Annotated in this window: 27 protein-coding genes, 1 pseudogene and 1 other annotated feature; of the genes and pseudogenes, 1 reads left to right on the forward strand and 27 read right to left on the reverse strand. The window is 35.2% G+C overall.

Features of this window, described 5'->3' with window-relative positions; all coding sequences use genetic code 11:
- Positions 1-10: 10 nt before the first annotated feature.
- Positions 11-1,054 carry a [citrate (pro-3S)-lyase] ligase gene (gene citC, locus BUA73_RS11130; RefSeq protein ID WP_072904199.1) on the reverse strand — a complete coding sequence of 348 codons (1,044 nt, stop codon included), beginning with the start codon at positions 1,052-1,054 and terminating at the stop codon, positions 11-13.
- A gap of 219 nt (positions 1,055-1,273) precedes the next feature.
- Between citC and BUA73_RS11135 the strand changes: the two genes are divergently transcribed.
- Positions 1,274-2,272: a PLP-dependent cysteine synthase family protein gene (locus BUA73_RS11135; protein WP_242942380.1), complete on the forward strand. Its 999-nt coding sequence runs from the start codon at positions 1,274-1,276 to the stop codon at positions 2,270-2,272.
- Between the two features lie 109 nt (positions 2,273-2,381).
- On the opposite strand, the gene BUA73_RS11140 is transcribed toward BUA73_RS11135, so the two are convergent.
- The 26 genes and pseudogenes from BUA73_RS11140 to BUA73_RS11265 all read right to left on the reverse strand — a co-directional run.
- Complete coding sequence (locus tag BUA73_RS11140; RefSeq protein ID WP_072904201.1) at positions 2,382-3,185, reverse strand: sugar nucleotide-binding protein; 804 nt, start codon at positions 3,183-3,185, stop codon at positions 2,382-2,384.
- A 137-nt stretch (positions 3,186-3,322) separates the two neighbouring features.
- Positions 3,323-4,498 (reverse strand): ABC transporter permease subunit, encoded by a 1,176-nt coding sequence (locus BUA73_RS11145; RefSeq protein WP_084672248.1) that lies wholly within the window; start codon positions 4,496-4,498, stop codon positions 3,323-3,325.
- Positions 4,464-5,159, reverse strand: a complete 696-nt coding sequence (locus tag BUA73_RS11150) for an ABC transporter ATP-binding protein (RefSeq protein WP_072904203.1) — start codon at positions 5,157-5,159, stop codon at positions 4,464-4,466. The genes BUA73_RS11145 and BUA73_RS11150 overlap by 35 nt, the downstream gene beginning before the upstream one ends.
- Positions 5,160-5,175: 16 nt before the next feature.
- Positions 5,176-6,315 carry an ABC transporter permease subunit gene (locus BUA73_RS11155; protein WP_072904204.1) on the reverse strand — a complete coding sequence of 380 codons (1,140 nt, stop codon included), beginning with the start codon at positions 6,313-6,315 and terminating at the stop codon, positions 5,176-5,178.
- Between the two features lie 104 nt (positions 6,316-6,419).
- Entirely contained in the window at positions 6,420-6,743 is a 324-nt protein-coding gene (gene hisE / locus BUA73_RS11160) for a phosphoribosyl-ATP diphosphatase (RefSeq protein WP_072904205.1), read from the reverse strand.
- Between the two features lie 20 nt (positions 6,744-6,763).
- The gene (hisI, locus tag BUA73_RS11165; RefSeq protein WP_072904206.1) at positions 6,764-7,078 is read right to left on the reverse strand and encodes a phosphoribosyl-AMP cyclohydrolase; all 315 of its coding nucleotides are present in this window, start codon (positions 7,076-7,078) and stop codon (positions 6,764-6,766) included.
- Positions 7,079-7,089: 11 nt separating this feature from the next.
- Positions 7,090-7,848, reverse strand: a complete 759-nt coding sequence (hisF, locus tag BUA73_RS11170; RefSeq protein ID WP_072904207.1) for an imidazole glycerol phosphate synthase subunit HisF — start codon at positions 7,846-7,848, stop codon at positions 7,090-7,092.
- A 6-nt stretch (positions 7,849-7,854) separates the two neighbouring features.
- The gene (hisA, locus tag BUA73_RS11175; protein ID WP_072904208.1) at positions 7,855-8,574 is read right to left on the reverse strand and encodes a 1-(5-phosphoribosyl)-5-[(5-phosphoribosylamino)methylideneamino]imidazole-4-carboxamide isomerase; all 720 of its coding nucleotides are present in this window, start codon (positions 8,572-8,574) and stop codon (positions 7,855-7,857) included.
- Positions 8,565-9,197 carry an imidazole glycerol phosphate synthase subunit HisH gene (gene hisH, locus BUA73_RS11180; RefSeq protein ID WP_072904209.1) on the reverse strand — a complete coding sequence of 211 codons (633 nt, stop codon included), beginning with the start codon at positions 9,195-9,197 and terminating at the stop codon, positions 8,565-8,567. The genes hisA and hisH overlap by 10 nt, the downstream gene beginning before the upstream one ends.
- On the reverse strand, positions 9,197-9,793 hold the full coding sequence (gene hisB / locus BUA73_RS11185) for an imidazoleglycerol-phosphate dehydratase HisB (RefSeq protein ID WP_072904210.1): 597 nt from the start codon (positions 9,791-9,793) through the stop codon (positions 9,197-9,199). The genes hisH and hisB overlap by 1 nt, the downstream gene beginning before the upstream one ends.
- A gap of 30 nt (positions 9,794-9,823) precedes the next feature.
- Positions 9,824-10,843: a pyridoxal phosphate-dependent aminotransferase gene (locus BUA73_RS11190; RefSeq protein ID WP_072904211.1), complete on the reverse strand. Its 1,020-nt coding sequence runs from the start codon at positions 10,841-10,843 to the stop codon at positions 9,824-9,826.
- A 24-nt stretch (positions 10,844-10,867) separates the two neighbouring features.
- The gene (gene hisD, locus BUA73_RS11195) at positions 10,868-12,157 is read right to left on the reverse strand and encodes a histidinol dehydrogenase (protein WP_072904234.1); all 1,290 of its coding nucleotides are present in this window, start codon (positions 12,155-12,157) and stop codon (positions 10,868-10,870) included.
- Between the two features lie 42 nt (positions 12,158-12,199).
- Positions 12,200-12,826, reverse strand: a complete 627-nt coding sequence (hisG, locus tag BUA73_RS11200) for an ATP phosphoribosyltransferase (protein WP_072904212.1) — start codon at positions 12,824-12,826, stop codon at positions 12,200-12,202.
- Positions 12,826-13,947, reverse strand: a complete 1,122-nt coding sequence (hisZ, locus tag BUA73_RS11205) for an ATP phosphoribosyltransferase regulatory subunit (RefSeq protein ID WP_072904213.1) — start codon at positions 13,945-13,947, stop codon at positions 12,826-12,828. Before hisZ ends, hisG begins: the two co-directional genes overlap by 1 nt.
- A gap of 62 nt (positions 13,948-14,009) precedes the next feature.
- Positions 14,010-14,254, reverse strand: a binding site (T-box leader).
- Positions 14,255-14,340: 86 nt separating this feature from the next.
- Positions 14,341-14,781, reverse strand: coding sequence for a flavodoxin (locus tag BUA73_RS11210; protein ID WP_072904214.1), 441 nt, complete (start codon positions 14,779-14,781; stop codon positions 14,341-14,343).
- 12 nt (positions 14,782-14,793) lie between these two features.
- Positions 14,794-15,414 (reverse strand): DUF3793 family protein, encoded by a 621-nt coding sequence (locus BUA73_RS11215; protein ID WP_072904215.1) that lies wholly within the window; start codon positions 15,412-15,414, stop codon positions 14,794-14,796.
- Positions 15,415-15,596: 182 nt separating this feature from the next.
- The gene (locus BUA73_RS11220; protein WP_072904216.1) at positions 15,597-16,373 is read right to left on the reverse strand and encodes a ZIP family metal transporter; all 777 of its coding nucleotides are present in this window, start codon (positions 16,371-16,373) and stop codon (positions 15,597-15,599) included.
- A gap of 60 nt (positions 16,374-16,433) precedes the next feature.
- Positions 16,434-17,108: a hypothetical protein gene (locus BUA73_RS11225; protein ID WP_072904217.1), complete on the reverse strand. Its 675-nt coding sequence runs from the start codon at positions 17,106-17,108 to the stop codon at positions 16,434-16,436.
- Between the two features lie 71 nt (positions 17,109-17,179).
- A complete protein-coding gene (locus tag BUA73_RS11230) occupies positions 17,180-17,746 on the reverse strand; it encodes a TetR/AcrR family transcriptional regulator (RefSeq protein ID WP_072904218.1) in 567 nt (188 codons plus the stop codon).
- 92 nt (positions 17,747-17,838) lie between these two features.
- On the reverse strand, positions 17,839-18,465 hold the full coding sequence (locus BUA73_RS11235) for a pseudouridine synthase (RefSeq protein ID WP_072904219.1): 627 nt from the start codon (positions 18,463-18,465) through the stop codon (positions 17,839-17,841).
- Between the two features lie 67 nt (positions 18,466-18,532).
- Positions 18,533-19,408: an SPL family radical SAM protein gene (locus BUA73_RS11240; protein WP_072904220.1), complete on the reverse strand. Its 876-nt coding sequence runs from the start codon at positions 19,406-19,408 to the stop codon at positions 18,533-18,535.
- Positions 19,409-19,439: 31 nt separating this feature from the next.
- The gene (locus BUA73_RS11245) at positions 19,440-19,925 is read right to left on the reverse strand and encodes a DNA-deoxyinosine glycosylase (protein ID WP_072904221.1); all 486 of its coding nucleotides are present in this window, start codon (positions 19,923-19,925) and stop codon (positions 19,440-19,442) included.
- Positions 19,926-19,970: 45 nt separating this feature from the next.
- Positions 19,971-20,096, reverse strand: coding sequence for a hypothetical protein (locus tag BUA73_RS14525; RefSeq protein ID WP_278319415.1), 126 nt, complete (start codon positions 20,094-20,096; stop codon positions 19,971-19,973).
- Positions 20,097-20,307: 211 nt separating this feature from the next.
- A complete protein-coding gene (locus BUA73_RS11255; RefSeq protein ID WP_072904223.1) occupies positions 20,308-20,898 on the reverse strand; it encodes a histidine phosphatase family protein in 591 nt (196 codons plus the stop codon).
- 28 nt (positions 20,899-20,926) lie between these two features.
- Positions 20,927-21,895 carry a DUF4825 domain-containing protein gene (locus tag BUA73_RS11260; protein WP_072904224.1) on the reverse strand — a complete coding sequence of 323 codons (969 nt, stop codon included), beginning with the start codon at positions 21,893-21,895 and terminating at the stop codon, positions 20,927-20,929.
- Positions 21,888-22,262 (reverse strand): annotated as a pseudogene (locus BUA73_RS11265) (RNA polymerase sigma factor); the annotation flags it as partial. The gene BUA73_RS11260 and the pseudogene BUA73_RS11265, both read right to left, overlap by 8 nt.
- Between the last annotated feature and the right edge of the window lie 119 nt (positions 22,263-22,381).

The following is a 22,381-nucleotide window of genomic DNA, read 5'->3' on the forward strand; positions in this document are numbered from 1 at the left end:
TACTTAGAATTTAATGAGGTGAGTTACCCTGTCTTATCTTAAATATAATGCTTTCCGCCTCCGTAGACAACAGAAAATCATAGGTAACCGTGGGAACTAATTCCACTATACCTTCCCAATCATCTCCCCTTATCATGTTTCTAACTCTCGATGCACTTATAGCTTGATTTTTATCCTCTTTTCTAGGTATAACAACTAACTCCTTATTATATTTTGAGAATATACTTTTTAAGGATTCATTGTACTGTCTTGTAACGTTGCAATAAGGCTCTTCACCCACATAACGTTTCTCTATATTCAGTATTTGACAAAAATACTTGGCAAATATTTCACTATCCAATTCTGTGTATGCCTTGAGCACCTTACTCTCTTCTCTTAAGAAGTATGATGGAAAGGTAGCCGAAGATATTATATAGGGTCCGCCCTCTATGACCTTCACATTTTGAAGATCCTTTACCCCCTCCTTCACAAGCCTATACCTTACATTGAAAGGAAATACAGATTTATCTTCTTGGACAATAAATACTAATACTTCATCACTTTCTTTTGATGCCTGCTCTATAAGAAACCTATGCCCCTTAGTAAAAGGGTTACAATTCATCACAAGTGCACTACGACTTATGCTGTCTTCTAAGTGATGCTTTTCCTTTAATTTTTGTAGATAGGAGTTTATGTTGCACATTCCGTTTTCTAGCAGAGCAACATTCTCCACTTGGGCAATTAATTTATAATTCAATCCTTGGAAAATAGGTATGTTTAAAGGTTTTGTAAAGATAAAACTGTGATATATGCCTTCTTCAAACAATTTATTGTTAAGTTCAGTTATAAGGGCCTCACTTATACCCTCACCTCTAAGTTCACTGCTCACTGCAAAGCACTTCAATACATTCTTTGATTTTGAGCATGTGGCTTTTATCTTACCATTTTCTCTTATGACCACAGAATAATCTACATTGTTGTCCAAATCCAACTGATTTTCTTTTAAAAACAACACTAGCTCTTCTCTCTCTTTACTATTGCTAAGATTTATTCTCTCTATGGAATGACCGTACATTTGTATGCAGTTCCCCTTTCCTCTGTTAAAAATCTATTAAGTACATTTTATCATATCTAAAGAGAAATAGAGGTTTTTATTTAATATTCATATGATATTTATAGTTAAAAACTTAATAAATTATATAATTTTTCGTGTCACTGTCTATCCAATTGTGATACAATATTATGAGGATGTATTATGAAAAAGTATTTTGAAAATGTATTTTGAGGTGATATTGTGCAGAATAAATTTAAGAATCTTCAAGGATTAATAGGTAATACCCCTCTTGTTAAAATAAATTTCACTTATAAAGGTCAACCACGTTGCATATACGCAAAAGTTGAAAGTTATAATTTGAGCGGAAGTATAAAGGACAGAGTTGCTTATCATGTGTTAAAGAGGGCATATGAAGAAGGCAAGCTTCATGAAGATACCCTTATCTGCGAGGCAACCAGTGGCAATATGGGTATATCTTTCGCTGCTCTTGGAGCATCTCTAGGCTATAATGTTAGAATATATATGCCAGATTGGATGAGTGAAGAAAGAAAAAAACTACTTCAATCCTTTGGTGCTGAAATTATGCTTGTATCAAAAGAAGAAGGGGGTTTCCTTGGCAGTATACAAAAATGTGAAGATATAGCTAATGAAAATCCTAAGGTTTTTCTTCCTAGACAGTTCTCAAACAAATATAATTCAGAGGCCCATTACCTTACTACAGGTCCAGAAATTTGGGAAAGGCTTCAGAAAATAAATGTTACACCAGACGGTTTCGTTGCAGGTGTAGGTACAGGCGGTACAGTGATGGGTGTTGGAGCATACTTGAGACAACAGAATCCAAAGGTAAAGGTTTACCCATTGGAACCCAAAAATTCTCCTACCCTTGCCACAGGCTATAAAACAGGCAATCATAGAATACAAGGTATCTCAGATGAGTTCATCCCTGACCTTGTAAAGCTTGACACATTAAATGAAATAATCAGCGTAGACGACGGTGATGCTGTCATCATGGCCCAAAAGTTCGCCAAAGACCTTGGTCTAGGCGTAGGTATATCCTCAGGCGCCAACTTTATAGGAGCTATTATGGCACAGGAAATGCAAGGAGCTTCTTCAAGCATTGTCACTGTATTCTCAGATGACAATAAGAAATACCTTTCCACTGACCTTCTCAAAGAAGAACCAGTGAAAGAAGGTTTCTTATCTACCGATGTAAAATTGATTTCTATGGAAGCAATCTAATATAAAAGGGTCTGTAGCACTAAATATGACTAGTTAGCGCTACAGACCTTTTCTTTGTTATTCTAGCAAAAAAGCTGTGTTGGATATGTCAGTGGTGAAATAATATTGCTTAATATTTGTCCATATCACGTATTTCAGTACTTAATACATTCCGTCTCTTGTCACCACTTAAATTGTGATATTCATCTTTTTCCCTATAATCTGCTATTATAAAGCCACTATCAATATTCATTAGATTAGCCAAATATTTATTAAATACATAATGACTTACAGGATTTTCACTCGCTATATTTAGCGTTCCTGTAAATTTACCATATGCCAGTTCAATTATGGCATCAGAAAGTTCTTGCACATTAACAAAGCTGGCATACATATTAGCTGTCCTAGAATACTCCTTACCTGACTTCCATACCTCCATTAATTGCTTCATCCTATTATCCATGTTACCATCATAATCATATCCATAAATATTCCCAGGTCTTACAATGACATGATTATCATGTCTACTAACTATACTCTCTCCTTTTATTTTCCCATTTACATATTCCGATAAATATTCTTCAGAATGGCGTTTATGAGGAATAACTTCCTCGGTTTGATCTTTGCCTTGTCCAACAGTAGTGGATACGTAAATAAATCTTACATCCTTAGATGCATTATCAATGATATACTTAACTCCAGTTTCTGTTATTAATTCTCCTTGTTCTTTCTCCAATATACTCCATATGATTACATCAGGTTCAAAAAGCAATACTCTTTTTATGTCTGATTTATCTAAAACATTAGCTTTGATGAATTCTGGATTTTCCCCTCTACAACATGTCCCATAAATCTCATCTCTACCATGCTGTTTTAATTTTTTATATATAGTACCTCCCAAATATCCGCTAGCCCCCATAATTAGTATCCTCATCTAGTTATCCACCTTTTGTTTTATTTAGTTATTATAACATACATTCTTCTATTTTTTTCATCACTGTTATGTACAAAAGAGCCACATATGAAAAGACACCCCAGATTTAGCACACTGGAGTGTCTCTAAAATTCATACTATTTTTTGTACACCTTTCTCTTCAACACATATAGGGCCCCTATCACTAGACAAACTGAACACACAAGAAGAAATATGATGGCTCCACCAACATTTCCGTTCATTACACCATACTGGCTGCTACTCAAGAAATCATTCACAGTTAGATATGAAAATGGCAAAAAAGGTTTTATAGGAGATATAAGTGCACACATACATAGGCATGCTACTGGAATTGCAATAGATACAGCAGTACTTGTACTATTAAAAGTACAGGATATAAATATACAGAAACAAAACATGAATAACAACCCTATGAATAAAAGTGGTATTGAGTTATGAAAGAATTCCTTAAGAGTCACAAAGATTACTTCTCCATTTACATACATCTCCGTAGGATATTCTAAGTTGCCAAACCCATTCTTTAATCCCAAGATTACAAAAGTTCCCATGATTACAGCGCCCATAGCCACCGTTGACACTATTAACCTTACAAAAAGTTTTGAAAAGAATATTTTAGTCTTGCTAACGGGTTGAGTATATAGTAGCTTATAAGTACCCTTTTCAGCCTCGCTAGAAAAACATTCTACAACTAAATTCAGAATCACCATGATTAGCACCAGGATAATTATATTAGATGAACACAGTCTAAGAAAATTATATCCTTCCATGCAATTGTCTTCGAATATAGGCCTTATATTTTTTGCTGCAAAAAAATCTATCTTTTTTATATTGTGTTCGTACCACTCTGTGGTTTTTTGGTCCATAAAACTTAGACCTTGTCTCGCACCCTTTATCTCATGAAGTTCTATAGCTTTTTCTGCTGCAAGATATCCTTGTAAATCCTTGTCCTTATATTGTTTTATAAGCTCCCTCATTAAAATCTCGCGTTCTGACAAGAATTCAATTTCCTTTTGTTGTTTTGCCGTAGGTATGCCACCACCGAATACCTCTATATCATCATTAATTTGCCTTATATTACTATTTATACCATTATACTTTAATTGAAGTTCATCTCCCCAGCCATTGATTTTTTCAATATTAGCTCTTTCATTAATAACAACAAAAATAACGATAAACATTACAAAAAGCATAAAACAGATTATATTTTTTATGTCCTTGAATACTTTTTTAAATTCATATAGCATGAGAGAAGTCATATCACTCACCTCGATAGATGGTTCTGTACATTTCATCTACAGTTTTTTCTGATACGCTAGCATCGATGATTTTGCCATCTTTTAGGAATAATATTCTGTGACACATCTTTTCCACTTCCGATAAAATATGAGAAGAAATAATCACTGATACCTTATTTTCCTCCACCACCTTTGCCACTAGTTCTCTAAACTCTATGATTCCATCGTAATCCAGTCCATTAGTTGGTTCGTCCAATATCAAAAGCTTAGGAGAATTTATAAGAGCAATGCCAAGAGCTAAACGCTGCTTCATACCAAGAGAATACTCTTTTACCCTGTGTTTTATCATGTTTCCGATATTTACAAATTCTATGATTTCATTCATCCTATCCTTGGATAAATTGTTTATGCGCCTTATCATGTCTAGATTATCATATCCTGAAAGATTTTCGTATAAAGCTGGTGTTTCTATGATGGCAGCAAGGTTGCTTAAATATTTTTCTCTTTCTTTTCTGCTCTTGTTGGATATACCACACAATTTTACCTCACCACTATCGGCATTGCTGAGCAAGCATAGAATCCTCATCAATGTGGTTTTCCCAGCTCCATTAGGACCTACCAATCCCACTACTTCCCCTTGGTTTATAGTAAAATTCACATCATCTAATACTTTTTTTGAATATGATTTATTCACATTCTCTACATTTAACAACTCCATACCTACATCTTCCCCTTTACTTGGCTATGTTTTTCTTGTTTACAATAAAAAGATTTATGCAAACCAACACTACAATACTAGCGGATAGTATCATAATACCGCTACTTAAACTAAGGTTAACAAGTGATTTCATTTGCCCCTTTCTCATAAGTTGCATAGGATTTGTCTGTAACATGGCGTCAAGTCCACTCATAGGTGATAAGGACATAATCCTGTCTATATCCATATAAGCACAGGGATTGAATTTTTGAATCACATCAAAAGGCTTATTTTTAAATAATACATATAGTAATCCTAAAATCACTGTGGCTCCACACAAACTTGCAGCAGAATTATTTATTATCAGTGATACCATAGTTCCTAAACAACAAGTGAAAATAATCATCATTGCCAAAAATCCCATTTCGCATAAAACGTATTTACCCAGCGTAATATAAGATGTGCTTTCTGCTAATGCATCCTTTGCTGACAATGCAACACCAGTAAGCCATTTTGGGGACCCTAATCCCTTTACTATGGTTTGATAAATAAAACATACTAGAATAAGAGAAATAACTATGGCAAAATTAATAAAAATAATAGAGATTAATTTTGAAAAAAAGATTTTATTTTTGCTCATAGGCTGTGTATATAGCAACTTATAGGTTTTATTTTCAACTTCGCTTGAAAAAAGTTGAGCACTACTTAGCAATACTCCAATTAGCATTAGCAACACAATGGGCTCATTTAAGAGATTCTTTAAAAATACCAGTGAAGTTGTACTTGTATTTTCATCTATATATGGCACATTTTCTTGTAAAAGATATTCGTAACGCTCTATTTCTTTTTTGTATCCTACACCTTGATCTTCTCCCGTTCTCGTTTCATAGCAATATTCATAATATTCAATGGCTTTTCCGTAGTAATTTGTCCATTCTTTTTGAAAGAAAGCTGATTCCACTTCCTGTTGAAGTTTAACTAGTTTTTCCCCCTTCTCATCACTACATTCCACGGTATAAGTCAATGGTGGTCTACTGAAATTCCCCTCATATGGTGCTCTTCTAAGGTTAAACATGACACAACCTCCAATAATGGCGCACCCCACAAGTACAATATTAATATAGTTTTTTGGTGATTTGAAAAATGTTTTAAAGTAAAAACCAATTAATTTAAACAAATAAACCCCTCCCCACTTATTTAATAAAATAATTTTCCTCATTGCTAGCCGTTATAATATGTCCCTAACATAATTATACGCTTTTTTTGTGAATTGTATATCTATTATAATCTTTCTACATCTTTTCTCTGACATTTTAAATTGTGCGTTTTTGCACTTCGCTTCTTCAATTCTTCCTCAATATCCTCCATCGGTATGTTTAGCTCCACTAAAAGTACCATAAGATGATATAAGACATCGCAGATTTCCCCCACCTGTTCTTCTTTTGTCTCCTTCAATGCGCTGATTACTACTTCTGTGCTCTCTTCTCCAACTTTCTTTAGAATTTTGCCTAATCCCGTTTCAAAAAGATATGTTGTGTAAGACCCCTCTTCCGGTTCACTTTTTCGTTGCTTTATAATTTCATATAATTTATTGAATTCTTCCATATTCCTCTCATCCTCCATTCTTATTTCATAGTTCTATAAAAACATGATTTATTACCGGTGTGGCAAGCAGCTCCTACCTGTTCCACAAATAATAACAAAGTGTCGTTGTCGCAATCGATTTTTATTTCCTTTACGTATTGTACATGGCCGGAAGTTTGGCCTTTTCTCCAAAGCTCCTGCCTAGAACGACTGTAATAACATGCCCTCCCCTCTTTCATTGTTATGCTAAGACTCTCCTCATTCATGTATGCAAGCATTAATACCTCTTTGCTTTTATAATCTTGCACAATGGCAGGTACAAGTCCACCAGCTTTTTTAAAATCAACTGATATCATAATGTTTTCACCTACAATCTCACGTCTATATTTTTATTATTAAGATATTTCTTCACATCTCCCACAGTGGCCTCCCCATAGTGAAAAATAGAAGCTGCCAAAGCGGCATCACAAAGCTCATCCTTAAAAACCTCATAGAAATCTTCCACAATTCCGCAACCACCGGAAGCGATTATTGGTACATTTACTTTATCCTTTATAGCCCTATACATTTCACAATCAAAACCATGCTTAGTGCCATCTCCATCCATGCTAGTAAGGAGTATCTCTCCAGCACCTAATCCCACACCTTCTTTAACCCAATCCACTAACTCTAATCCAGTATCTACAAGGCCTCCATTGATATATACATTAAATCCTCCTCTGCCATTTCGCTTTGCGTCTACAGCAAGAGCAATACACTGACTTCCGAAAATTCTTGCTCCTTTAGCAATAAGACTTTTATCTTTTATAGCAGCGGAATTCAAGCTTATCTTGTCAGCACCTGCTCTCAAAAGTTGTTTTATGTTGTCCAAAGTTTTTATTCCACCGCCCACAGTAAAGGGAATGAAAATCTCCTTGGAAATGCTCTCCACCACATTTACCATGGTACCTCGTCCTTCATTTGTGGCACTTATATCTAGGAACACCAATTCATCTGCTCCTTGTTCATAATAAGACTTTGCCAATTCCACAGGATCTCCTACTTGCTTTAATACCTGAAAGTTTACCCCCTTTACAACTTTTCCATCCTTCACATCAAGACAAGGAATTATTCGTTTAGTGTGCATTTTCTTCTACACCTCTCTTCCAATTTTAATGGCATCTGCCAGATTCAACGTACCTGCGTACATGGCTTTTCCAGTTATAGCCGCATCTACTCCCATTTTTCTAAGTTCTTCAATGTTCTCTATATCCCTAATTCCCCCAGAAGCTATGATATACATGTCTACACTTTCCCTAAGTTTCTTTAACATAGCTAAGTTGGGACCCTGGAGCGTGCCATCCTTGGAAATATCGGTGAAAATAATGGTTCTCACTCCCATGGACTGCAGTTTTTGTGCAAAAGTTATATACTCCTTATCCGAAGAGGCAAGCCATCCCCTACCATAGGCATATCCATCTTTGCAATCTATACCCACAGCCACTGAATCGCCATATTCCCTCACTGCTTCTCTTAATAATTCTTCATCTTCTATGGCAGCAGTCCCAAGAATAACCCTATTTACGCCATTATTCAGGTAATGTTTGATCTGCTCCATATTTCTTATTCCTCCGCCGACTTCCACAGGTATATCAATGCTTTGAGCCACCTTAATAATAATCTCTTCATTACAGGGCACTCCACATTTGGCGGCATCAAGATCTACAAGATGAAGATACTCTGTCCCTTCCTTCTCAAATCTTTTTGCTATATCCAGAATACTTTCTCCCACTTGCTCCATTTTAGAATAATCACCTTGATAAAGCCTCACAGGTTTCCCGTTTATTATATCTATAGCTGGTATTATTTGCATTTGACCACTTCCTCCACATAATATTTTAAAATAGCTAATCCATCTTCTCCGCTCTTTTCAGGATGAAACTGACAACCCATAAGGTTATCTTTTCTAAACATACCAGGCACCTTCATGATTCCATAATGGGAATATGCTACAAGCTCCTCTTCACAATAATCTGATACATAAAAAGAGTGAACGTAATATACAAAAGGTTTCTTGGACAATCTATTAAAAACATCTGATGTATACTTGCATTGATCATTTCCAACCAACATATTCCAACCTATATGTGGAATTTTTACGGTACTATCTTCCATCTTTATTATGTTTCCTTTGAAAAGACCTAATCCATTACAAGGTTCCGTTTCAAAACCCCGTTCAAATAGTACTTGCATACCAAGACATATGCCCAGTAATGGTTTTCCACCTTTCACTTGTTCCTTTATTACAGGTACAAGTCCGCTATATTCTAAATTTTTCATACAATCATAAAATGCACCAACCCCAGGCAGTATCAATCCTTGAGCCGAAATTATATCTTCTCTTTTACTAGATATTTTGCAAGGACAATTTATCTTTTTTAAAGCATTTTCTACACTCTTAAGATTTCCCATGCCATAATCTATGATAACTATCATTACAAAACCCCCTTGCTACTTGGCAATTCATTGCCTATGATTTTTGTAGCCATATTTAATGCCCTTCCCAATCCTTTAAATATAGCCTCAATTTTGTGATGATCATTAGTTCCATAGGGAACCTGTACATGAAGAGTAATGCCTGCATTGAATGCAAAAGCCCTCAAGAATTCCTCCACCATTTCACAGGACATCTCCCCTACCTTTTCTCTCTTTAATTCACAATTGTATACAAGAAAACTTCTGCCACTAATATCTAAAGTTACTTGGGCCAAAGATTCGTCCATGGGTAAACTCATAAATCCATATCTATTTATCCCTTTTTTATCTCCAAGAGCCATATTAAAACACTTTCCTAAAGTAATTCCCACATCCTCAATGGTGTGATGATCGCATACACCTAAATCACCTATAGCTTCTATCTCCAGATTCATACCCGAGTGAAAAGCTAGAAGCTGCAGCATATGGTCAAAAAAACCCACACCTGTATCTACATCACTTGCACCATGGCCATCTATATTCAATGCACAATTTATTTTTGTCTCCTTAGTATCTCTCTGTATTTTAGCTATTCTACCATACTGATTGCATTCCATGTTTATTCCTCCCCTGCCTTTAAAATCTTTTTAAAATCTTTCTAATATTCCCTTTACTTTTAAGTTTTCCTCTTCATTTCCTATGGTTATACGGAATGTATCATCTTTAAAATTTCTTACGGCAATATTATGTTGTTTAAATGCCTGTAATATCTCAATTTTTTTCTTACTTCTCACCATTAAAAAGTTAGCCCTAGATGGATATATATTATAGTCCTTGCCACTTTTACACTTGTTATATAGGGTATCTCTCCATTTCCTTATGTTTTCTATTACAGGAATAAACTTGTCCGCATTTTTAATTACTATGGTTCCTATAGCTTGGGACATACTATTTACTGTAAAAGGTACTTGCTTTTCCTTAACAAAACTAATATTTTTACTATTGCTCACCAAAAATCCAACCCTGGCTGCAGCTAATCCATAAGCTTTTGACAGTGTTCTCGTCACATATAAATTTTCATATATATTGATATACGGTATCATACTTTCCCCTGCAAATTCACCATAGGCTTCATCAATTATTACCGGTATCTTTGGAAAAGCCTCTAAGATCTTTATTATATCTTCACTTTCCACATAACTTCCCGTGGGATTATTGGGATTCGAAAACATTATCATGTCAGGATTTTCTTTCTTCGCTTCACTTATGAAATCCTCAATTTGAAAACTTCCATCCTCCTTAGTTTTTAATCCCACAACCTGAGCTTCATTCATAGAAGCATAATAATTATACATGGAGAAATCCGGTACAAGAGTAAACAGCTTTTTTCCATTGCCTAGTGCAATGCCTATAAGTAAACCGATAAGTTCATCGCTGCCATTGCCAGCTAATACCTCATGACTGTCTATGCCTTGCAGCTTTGCATATTCGTCTCTCAAAGTTTTACAGCTAGTATCTGGATACCTATTGAACATCACATCACCCATGGCCTCTTTAATTTGCGACATAAGATTATTATTTACGTTTTCATAAAGTTCATTGGCATTTAGTAAAATCCCCGTATTTTCTGCACACTTATATACATCCACAACTTTTTCATTTACCATATTATCACTCCATTTCCCGTTAAGTTATTTTCCTAGCCTTACCTTGACCGCATTGGCATGACCTTGTAGATTTTCCTTCATAGCAATTTCCATTATATTGTCACCATACTTTTCAACAGCTTCTCTGCTGTAATAAAGATAGCTAGATTTCTTAATAAAGCTGTCCACAGACAAAGCAGAGCAAAATCTCGCTGTACCACCTGTAGGCAATACGTGATTGGTACCTCCAAAGTAATCTCCAATACTCTCGCAAGTATAGTATCCTAAAAATACACTGCCGGCATGACGGACACTAGCTAAATACTCCATAGGATTTTTTATCATAAGTTCCAAATGTTCTGGTGCAATCTCATTAGACAACTCCACGCATTGTTCAATAGATTTACATAGCACAAACTTTCCAAAGTTCTTTACTGAATCTTCCGCTATATCTTTCTTTGGAAGAAGTGAAAGCTGTTTTTCCAGTTCATAGTTTGTTTTTTCTGCAACTTCCTTGCTAGTAGTAAGCAATATACTACTTGCCATGGTGTCGTGTTCTGCCTGGGATAAAAGATCCGCTGCCACGTAGGATGGATCAGCCCCTTCATCGGCAATGACTAGAATTTCGCTAGGACCTGCTATCATATCAATGTCCACAGTGCCATATACTAATTTTTTTGCCGCTGCCACATATATATTTCCAGGACCTATGATTTTATCTACTTTTTCTATGGTCTCTGTGCCATACGCAAGAGCAGCTATGCCCTGTGCCCCGCCCAAAGTGTATATTTTGTCCACACCTGCCATACAAGCTGCCACCCCAATGTATGGATCTATACCACCACCTTTGCTTGGCGGAGTTATCATGACAATGTTCTTTACACCAGCTAATTTTGCTGGAATTACATTCATGAGAACACTTGAAGGATACTGAGCTCTTCCCCCAGGCACGTATACACCTACACTGTCCAAAGGTATTACCCTTTGTCCAAGATATACACCATATTCTTTGTATAACGTATACCCATTTTGTATCTGTGCTTTATGATAAAACTCTATATTTTCCTTTGCCTGTTTCATGCTTTCCACAAAAAACGGATCTACTTTATTAAAACATTGTTCTAGTTCTGTCTTACTTATTTCAAAACTTCCAAGCTCTACACCATCGAATTTTGCAGTGTATTGCCTTAATGCCGCATCGCCCCTTAACTTAACTTCTTGCAAAATATCAACCACATTTTTTAATATATCTGAATTTATATCTTCTCTTCTACTATCCAGGTATTTTTTCAACACTTTTTTATCTTCTATATTTATTTCACTTAATCTCACTATTTTCACCCTCCCAATTTAAAACACTGGCACTTTAAAGTGTTATTAATCTTCATTCTGCTTTAAATGCCCTATGAATTCCATTACTTCACGGTTTTTCAGTTTAAAACTAGCCCTATTTACTATAACTCTTGCACTTATATGGCAAACCGTATCAAAAACCACAAGTCCATTTTCCTTCAATGTGCTTCCAGTCTCCATGATGTCCACAATACCATGACATAATCCCAATATAGGAGCAAGCTCCACGGATCCATCAATCTTAATAATTTCCACATCCATAGATTTTTTAGTAAAATACTCTCTAGCCACTGCAGGATATTTTGTCCCAATCTTAATTCTTCCATGAACTTTTGACAACTCTTTACCCTGTATTCCAGCCACTATAAACTTGCACTTTCCAATGCCAAGATCCATGACCTCATAGTAGTCGCCTCCAACTTCTAGTATAGTATCCTTCCCAACAATCCCTATATCCGCCACACCATGTTGAACATAAGTCAAGCAATCATTAGATTTCACAAGAAAGTATTTTATATCCTTCACCGAATCTTGAAAAACCAGTTGACGCCCCTTGTTCTTTAAAACTTCAACGCCATAGCCCCTATAACCTAATAGTCTGACTATCTCCGTCTCCAGTCTACCCTTGGTTAGCGCTATTGATAATCCCATTATTCCTCCACCTCCTTTACAGTGATTTCCCCATCACTCCATGGTACTAACCGAACTACATTATATTTTCTAAGTTTTCCTGCCAGCTTCATTGCCTCCACTTTCTTACTCAAAGGATACTTTAGCAGTATAAGCTTTGTTTTATCCTGTGCTTTCACAATTTCCATGGCATAATCTAACTTCACAGAAAAACCTACTGCAGGTAAATTAACACCAAATCTTCCAATGAGGTCATCGTATCTACCACCGCTAAGCACTGCTTTTCCCACATTTTCCACAAAGGCCTCGAAAATTATCCCCGTATAATAATTAAGTCCAGGTATCTTTCCTAAATCAAAGCTTATGTTCTCTCCATATCCAAGTTCCTTCAAATCATCCCACAACTGTTGTAACTGTTCCACCACACGGAGAAGCTTACAATCAAAGCAATACTGCTTTGCAATTTTTAGTACCTCTACACCACCACAAAGCAACGGCATATATTTCAAGAATTCCGAGTACTCCTTATTTAAATTTAACCCGTCCACATATGTCTTTAACTCATCTATTTTTTTATTGTGTATCAGCAAAGCTAAATCCTGCTGTTTCTCCACATGAAGTCCCATACTTTTAAAAGCTTCCTTTAAAAACTCTGTATTTCCAATTTCCAAAGTATAAACCTTTGCCTTTATCTCCTTCAATACTTCCATGGCACAACATATGATTTCAAGATCTCCCTGTTCACTATTAAGTCCTACAAGCTCTACCCCACAATCCGTCAACTCATTTTTCATGCCAGATAAATAATTCTCTATTCTAAACACATTGGCACAGTACCTAAATCTTAAAGGGGCTCTTTCATCCTTAAATTTTGTAGCTACCACTCTGGCAATAGGTACTGTCATATCCATTCTCAAAGTCACTATTTTGCCGGCTCTATCGAAAAATCTCACCATTTTTTCATCTTCTAAATTGCCAAAGCCATGGTTGTAGGTGTCATAATACTCTACAGTAGGTGTTACAATTTCCCTATAACCCCAAAGCTCCATAACCTTCTCAATGTTATTTTGCAATTGCTTTTTTATACTGCACTGACTTAAACATAAATCTCTAGTTCCATCTGGTATGCTAAACTTACTCATTAACTTTTCCCTCCTCTAAAAAAAATCATGTAAAAATAGACGAAAAAAAAGCCCTCATCCTATAAAAGGACGAAAGCTTATAACTTCGTGGTTCCACCTTAATTCATTATCTTCTCCCGAAAATAACCTCTTCGAGTACAATCATACTCTAGTACTGTAACGGGTACAAGGATTCCGTCAAAGACTACTGTAATTTTCGCCTTTGCAGCTCTGAGATGTGTTCACACTGCTTCCCCTCTTTTCTTTCACCAACCGAAAAGTCTCTGTAAAGTTTCACACTGATACTATTTCTCTTCTTTGCTTTTAATTCACCATATTTAAATTTTAATTAATAATATCACCATTTTTTATTAATGTCAATACTCTAAGTTTATATTGTAAAATAATTTTTTACTAAGATTTTAATATTTCAACTAACTGTTTTCCTAGATCTTCACACTGCTTAATGGCCTCATTATCTGGAGCTTCATTGCAAATCAAGCCTTCTGGGTTCACTACATTTGCCCCAACATCATTCATACGCTGTACCCAGTTGCGCATCCATTCTCCATCACCCCAGCCATAGGATCCGAACAATGCTATGTTTTTTTCTTTAGCAAAACCTTCTACCTGACTTACAAATGGCTCCATCTCACACTCTTCTAATACCTCTGCACCCATAGCAGGACAACCCAAGGCAAATACCTTTGAGCTTTTAAGTTGCTCTAGAGAAGCATTGCTTACCTGGATGGCTTCACCTTCTCCCCCGGCTTCTGTGATTCCTCTTACTATGGCCTCAGCCATCTCTTCTGTGTTTCCTGACTGTGACCAGTATACCACATTGATTTTTTCCATTTCTCTCTCCTCCTATACTGCTAAATTTAGCAGTTTATTATTATATTTAAATAATTCCGTAATTTGATTGATTTTTAAACCATATACCATAAGTTTCACTACACTATCCTCAGCTCGTTGAAACCTTTGAAACAATTCTATTTTTTCTTCAACATTGTCATAAACTTTCCAATATCCACAATGCAAAAAATTTTTTCCCTTATTATCAATAAAACCAGTTACATCTTCCACAGGATACCCAAACAAAATACCCATCTCATGGGGGAAATCGCCCTCATTATTCATATAAATCCTATACCTATTTCTAAATACATTTAAAACACTTTTAAGCTTAAAATCTTCATACCCCATGGTCCTTAAAAGCTTTACAACCTTTCCCCCGGAAATATATTCCTGGAGTTGCCTTTCCTTGTATAAAAGAAAAAATACTTTTTCTCTAGATTCGTAAAGTTTAAAATAGCAAATACAAGTTTGGGCCAATACACTTTCAATACCCCTGGCTCTATCCTTACTAATTTTCAGCAAATTAGACATTTTAAGTCCCGAAAGTAATGGTGCACATTGAAGAGCCATCTGAATTTCTAAGCTTTTCATATCTACATTTTTTACTACTTGTAACACTTCATTGCTCATGCTTATTTCCTCTCTTACAGTTAGTTCTATATAACTATTCTAACGCATTAATTTCTTCTTAATTTATATTATTATTTATTATATTCATTTCTATTGAGTTAGTGATAACTAACCACAATTAAAGCATACATCATTACAATAAAAAAATCAAGAAAAAAAATCGTCTAAAAGACGATTTTTAATTATCCTAATGCTACATCCAACACCATCATAATAACAAAACCAATGGCAACACCAATTGTACCTAAATTTGAATGTTCACCCACCTGTGCTTCAGGAATTAATTCTTCTACCACAACGTATATCATGGCACCCGCCGCAAATGATAGGAAGTAAGGCAGAATTGGCACCACCAAATTAGTTAAAAGTATAGTTATAATAGCACCTATGGGTTCGACTATACCAGACATGGCTCCGTAAGAAAAAGCTTTTAATCTAGTCATACCCTCACTTTTTAGAGGCATAGATATAATAGCGCCTTCAGGAAAGTTTTGAATTGCTATCCCTATAGCAAGTGCAAAGGCACCTGTCATGGTTATACCCATATTTCCCATTAAAGCTCCTGCAAAAGTAACTCCTACAGCCATACCTTCAGGTATATTGTGAAGTGTAACCGCTAGTACAAGCATAGTCTTTTTCTTTAGATTTGCTTTTATCCCCTCGGGTTTTTCACTATCCATATGCAAGTGAGGAATTATTGTATCAAGTATAAGCAAAAAAGCCACACCAAGTAAAAAGCCCACCGAAGCTGGAATCCAGCCAATTTTACCTTGTTCCTGTGCCATCTCTATAGACGGTATAAGCAAAGACCAAACCGATGCCGCTATCATTACCCCCGCTGCAAAACCGAGAAGTATTTTCTCTAACTGCTTATTCATCTTATCCTTCATAAAAAATACCATGGCTGATCCTAAAACAGTACCTAAAAACGGAATCAATAATCCAGTAAATAATTGCATACTATATTCACCCTTTCTTGAATCTTGTCTATTTTACTCATCAGCACAAGTGTATCACAACTAAATTAATTTGTCATGATTTTTCTTCATATCGAAATATCCGATTAATATGGTCCATACATATGCACAAGTCTTCGGAATCATAAGCATACCTATTAGTGGCATAGTGTCTGCCCAAAGTACCACTGGAATATAGAATCCAAAACTCAACACTATAGTTAACCACATTAAACTGTACTCTTTATCATTGTTTTTTCTAGCTTCACCAAAAAATAAAACTATGACTATGAGCCCCATAATAGCAAAAGGAATGTTTCTATAAATTCCCCATGAAAGGGGTGCATCAATACTTGTCCACATATTTTGTGGGAAAAGACACAATATAACTCTTATAGCCGCTAAAATATACATGCTTATTGTAAGATAGTTTTTACCCTTGATTTTGTATCTTAAACGCCATACATAATATAAAATAACATAAAAAACTGTCATGGTTATAGAAGTTATCAGTTTTCCAATACCCAAAGCTACAGTGTAATTTTCAAGACCTGTAGTGCACAATGCCACGGCCCTAGGCACTAAATGAAAGGCATCCCCTGCTCCCAAAGTCACAGCCATGACTCCAAATAACAGGTATTGTTTATTGCCCTTACTACCTTTAATCATTTTTATACCAACTGTTATAACAGTTAGCAAATACACTACATCAAATAATGTTTCCATAATAGCTTGCATAATTATCTCTCCTTTTTTGTTTATGAACATTGTTCATTTTGCTTTAAATAATAATCCGCTACCCAGCGGAATTATTTTGTATATAATATTTTATTTAATACCATTATTAAAAACTCGCAGTTATCTTGGCCTTTTGACAACATAGAAACCATATTTTCAAAGATAAAATCAACTAATTTTTCGTGGCTAAATTCCTTTGTCCATATTTCTTTGCTAATATTTTCATCACTGCGCAATTTTTCAGTCAAAGCTTGCTTTATATGGCCTATATACTTTTCCATGACAATTCGTCCGTGATTTTTTGAATGAGAATCCATGATATTTCTATGCATTACGAAGAAATTTCGATACTCTTTTTGAGATACAAAAGCACGCTTATACATACTTGAAATGTATTGCGTAAAAGGCTCATTTACTTCTGGTTTTAACATATCACCATGAAAAACTCTGCTCCAAACCTCTTGAATTACAGCTATCATAAGCTCTGATTTGGTGGGAAAATAATTATAAATAGTTCCCACAGATATATTACATTTTTTTGCCACATGTCTCATATTAAGATCCGGTACTTCGCTTCCCTTTAACATATCTATGGACACCTCTATAATCTTTTCATTGGATATATCAGTTTTATTCATAACTTTCTCCACCACACTTACCTAAGTTAACTTATATATTCTATCTGAACAATGTTCATTTTATACTTTTTTAATAAACTTGTCAATAGGTATTATTCTCCATCTATCAACCTACTTACCTCATCTTGGGACAAAGGCCTGTAAGCTCCCTTTCTCAATCTTTCATCTAATTTCACACTACCAATGGATATTCTCTTAAGGTAAACCACATAGCAGCCAACAGCTTTTAGCATTCGTTTCACTTGATGCTTGCACCCTTCTGAAATTGTAAGATACCCAGCTGTAACATATTGATTATTATAATTAAGATTTCTTCCACATTGATCATCAATACTATCCTTCAACGCCTCATAAGAATCATGGTGCAGTATTTCTACCCTAGCAGGTTTTGTGGTTTTAGTACCATTTACAATACTCACACCGCACTCCAATTTTTTTATATCTTCTGTCTCCAATGATCCTATGGCCCAAAAAAAGTATGTTTTGCAAACATGATTTTCCGGATACATTAGTTTGTGTTCAAATTCTCCATCATTGGTGATGAACAAAAGCCCCTCTGTGTCCTTATCTAAACGCCCCACATGAAAAAGTCCCTTTGCATCCTCTTCATTGAAATAATCAAACACTGTTTTATGATCTTTATCAATTCTAGCAGTAACGCATCCCATAGGTTTGTGAAACATGTAATATCTCTTTTCTTTTTCTGTATATTTTGCCATTAATAATATATTCCTTTATCTTTAGTATTGTAACAGCCACTCTAGCACATTCATTTGTCCTATGATACTACAACTCAAAAATGCTAAGTTGGTGCGCAACTTCTTTTTCCTCATAAGTTCTCATATATTGAAAGAGTTCGTTTACATCGTAAATTATACCATGATTTGTGCACTGCTCTTTCACTAGCTGGGATAATTCTTTATTTTTTGGTGATGGAACAATGTAGTTGTTACCGTATGTTCTTATATACTTTTCCTTCAGCCCTGGGAAATGCTTATCTAGTTTACTGTAGAAAAATTGTCGGTCTCCATCTCTCAAAGTAACTCCAATGTCAAAAAACAATAGTCCATACACCTTAGCTTTTATGCAATAATCAAGAATACCTAAGATATTTTCTTCGGTATCATTAATAAAAGGCAGTGTTGGAGTCATCCAACATATAGTAGGGATTCCCTCATCACCCATGATGTTCAATACTTCTGCTCGCCTCTTGGTTGTACAAACATTAGGCTCTATGATGCCACAAAGTTTTTCATCACAAGTGGTCATAGTCATCTGCACAGTACATTTTGCTTTCTTATTTATTTTCTTAAGAAGGTCAAGATCTCTTAAAATCATATCAGATTTAGTTTGTATGCTAAGTCCGAACCCGTAATATTCTATGATTTCTAGACATCTTCTTGTAAGTTTTAATTCTCTTTCTGCATGAACATAAGGATCACTCATGGCTCCAGTGCCTATAATGCACTTTTTTCTCTTACTTCTAAGAGCCTGCTCTAAAAGTTCAGGAGCATTAATTTTCACTTCAATATCTTCAAACTTATGTTGCATCTGGTAACACGTGCTTCTGGCATCGCAGTATATGCAGCCATGAGTACATCCTCTGTAAATATTCATGCCATTTTGGGGCGATAAAATAGACTTTGCCATTTTTTCATGCATTTACATAAATCCCCTTTCATTTGTATTATACCTATAGTTTTATCGCGCTCCACTGCTTCACCAACTTTTCCATATTGCAAACTGCATTAGCTGGACTCGTTGAAGGCAACTTTACTATTTCTCTATTTGTTGTAGGGAAAATATACTTTTTGTAAAGCTCACAGGCTTTCGCACCATTGCCATATATACATTTTATATCTGCATTTTTAAGGATTTCTGTAATATCACTGGGAACCACATCCCTAATGGAACTATCAGAGGAACCCTCTATGGTGCAACTTTGTATGACGTCCCATATGGCCACCTTATTTTTTAAAAGAAAGTCTTTTTTATCCTCCACAGTTTTCGGTACACCTTCCCCAAAAATTGTAGCTAACACTTTCCAAAATCTATTTTGTGGATGACCATAATAAAAGTTACACTGTCTTGATTTCACCGATGGAAATGTGCCCAAAATTAATATTCTCGATTCCCTATTATAAACTGGTTTAAATTCATGGGTAAGCTTTTCTGCCATAAGCATTCATCTCCTCATATTCTATATAATTACCTTGTAGATATTTTACCCAACCTTTGTAGATTTCTTTTTTTCTTTTTTTGTTGAAAGGTACACCAAGGACTTGCCATGATTCGATATATGAGGCACAAGGTTTTCTATCCCCCTCACCTGTGAAGCATGATAAAACATGTACATCATCCCCTTTATTATCAATGTGTTTTCTAGCTATCAAGTAATATTGTAGTATAGCTGACTTGTTAATTCAATAACCTTGTCTATTAGGCTATATAATTAAAAGGCTCAACCATATGACAATGGCTGAAGCCTTTTCAATCAATCTTCATAATTAAATTTAGTTATACTTTTATTTACAATGGCACCTTATGACATCGCATGAAAGTTAATATATTTCCTCACTGCTCCATTTACCTTCATTATATTCTAGTTTTATAAGACAAGCATTATGGAATGAATATATTTTCTCTTTATTGGAATAAGGTATGTTATTGATAATAGAAAATATTATTTCCAGTACACCGCCGTGAGTTACAAGCATGACATTTTCATTATCTTTTATACTTTTAGCGGTAAATTCTGTCCATGCATTGCTTATCCTATGAAAAAATAACTTTGGACTTTCACCCCCTGGATAACATTGTTCCCATAAAAGGGTGTTCCAATATAATCCAGGATATTTGTCTTTGGCAATATCATTCTTTATACCAGCTAGTTCCCCGTTGTTATTTTCCCTAAACTGTGGAGCTTTTTCTACAGATAAATTTAATGCAGCCGCTATAAATCCTGCTGTCTCACTTGCACGTTCTAAATCACTAGAATATATTTTTTTAATATTCAATTCTTTATTATGTGAACTTATATATTCAGCTAGTTTTTTAACTTGCATGACGCCCTCTTCAGTTAATGACGCCTTACTCCACCCACCTCGAACGGTTTCATCATCTTTCCCATGTCTTACAAGATAAATATTCATATTGTTCTCCCTTAAAGTTAATTTTTAATTATCTATACAGGCCTAATTTTACCATAAGTTTTTTTAGCTCATTTGCACTAGTAGCGCATTTCTTTATGTCCTTCCCAGCAAAATTAGAGGCAAACTCAGCAGTCACAGTAGAAATCTTATACTCGCCTGCTATATTGCAATTCCAAGATACCTCACCTAAATTATCAATGGTGGCAAGCATTATACAGGAATATGCAAAAATTTCATTTTCCAATTGTTTCATATCTTCAAAGGTATTTTCGGTGAAATTTAACTGCCATTTGTATGGTTCTTCAAAAGTTTGAAGTTCGCTAGTAAAATTCCCTAAAGATCTATTGACGCCCAGTGCTTGAGTAACCCCTAAAGCCTTTGAGATATCTCCAATATAAGGAGTCTTAGCATTGAAGACTTCCGCAACCCTCTTTGGTATTATCTCTCCATTATCATATATAATAACGTCTCCTAGATAAACTGTTTTTATATCCTCACTTAATTCAAAGGTTTCTTTAAAATCACCACTTTTCCTAAAAATATTTATGGGTGCTGTATATACCTTTAAGTTAATAACACCTTGGTTTTTAGTCATTTTAATATGAGAATATCCCTCTCCACTATTTAAAAGACTGCCATTTAACACAAGATTTTTCCCATTTATAAGAACCTTATAATCTATACCAGATGCATTTGCAATGAATCCATGTATGAACACTCGCCATACAAAAATACATGTAATTAAAATCACAGCACTAAAAATGCCTATGAACATCTTACGTGAATTCCTCTTTTTTATCTTCTTTAGATAATCCACTTCCTTTGCTTCATATTTATTTTCATTTTCATTTGCCATCATGAATTCTAAGCTTTCTTTACATTGTTCACAATGAATTATATGATTTTCTACAGCTTCCTTAGTAACATCACTAGTAAGTCCATCCACATATAAGGGCAATAAATCTCTTACAATTTGGCACTTGATTTCATCACTCATTATTTTTCATCTCCTTAAGCAGTTTCTCTTTGCCACGATAGTAATTAACTCTGGCCCAATTTTCTGTTTTGCCCAAGATATCTCCAATTTCCTTGAAAGACAGATTTCCAAACATGCGAAGGTACATGATTTCCCTCATTGGTTCCTTAATTTCATGTAGCTGTTTTATAATCTCTATTCTACTTAGATTTGATATGCCTTCACTTTCTGCCGATGGAGATGTTACTTCTATCCCATCCATTTCATCTTCTACTTTATGTTTCCTTATGTATGCTTTCCACTGATTCTTTGCAATAGCACACAGCCACGTTGAAATTTTACAACTTCCATCAAACTTTTCTATACACTTTATAGCTTGGTAAAAAGTCTCTTGGGTGAGCTACTCTGATATTAAGTTATCATGAGTCAATGAAAGAAGAAAACCATACACAGTGTTAGAATATTCACGGTATACCTTGTCCATTTCTTGCATATCGCCCTCTCCTT

Source organism: Hathewaya proteolytica DSM 3090 (genome assembly GCF_900142225.1).
GTDB classification, from domain to species: Bacteria; Bacillota; Clostridia; order Clostridiales; family Clostridiaceae; genus Hathewaya; species Hathewaya proteolytica.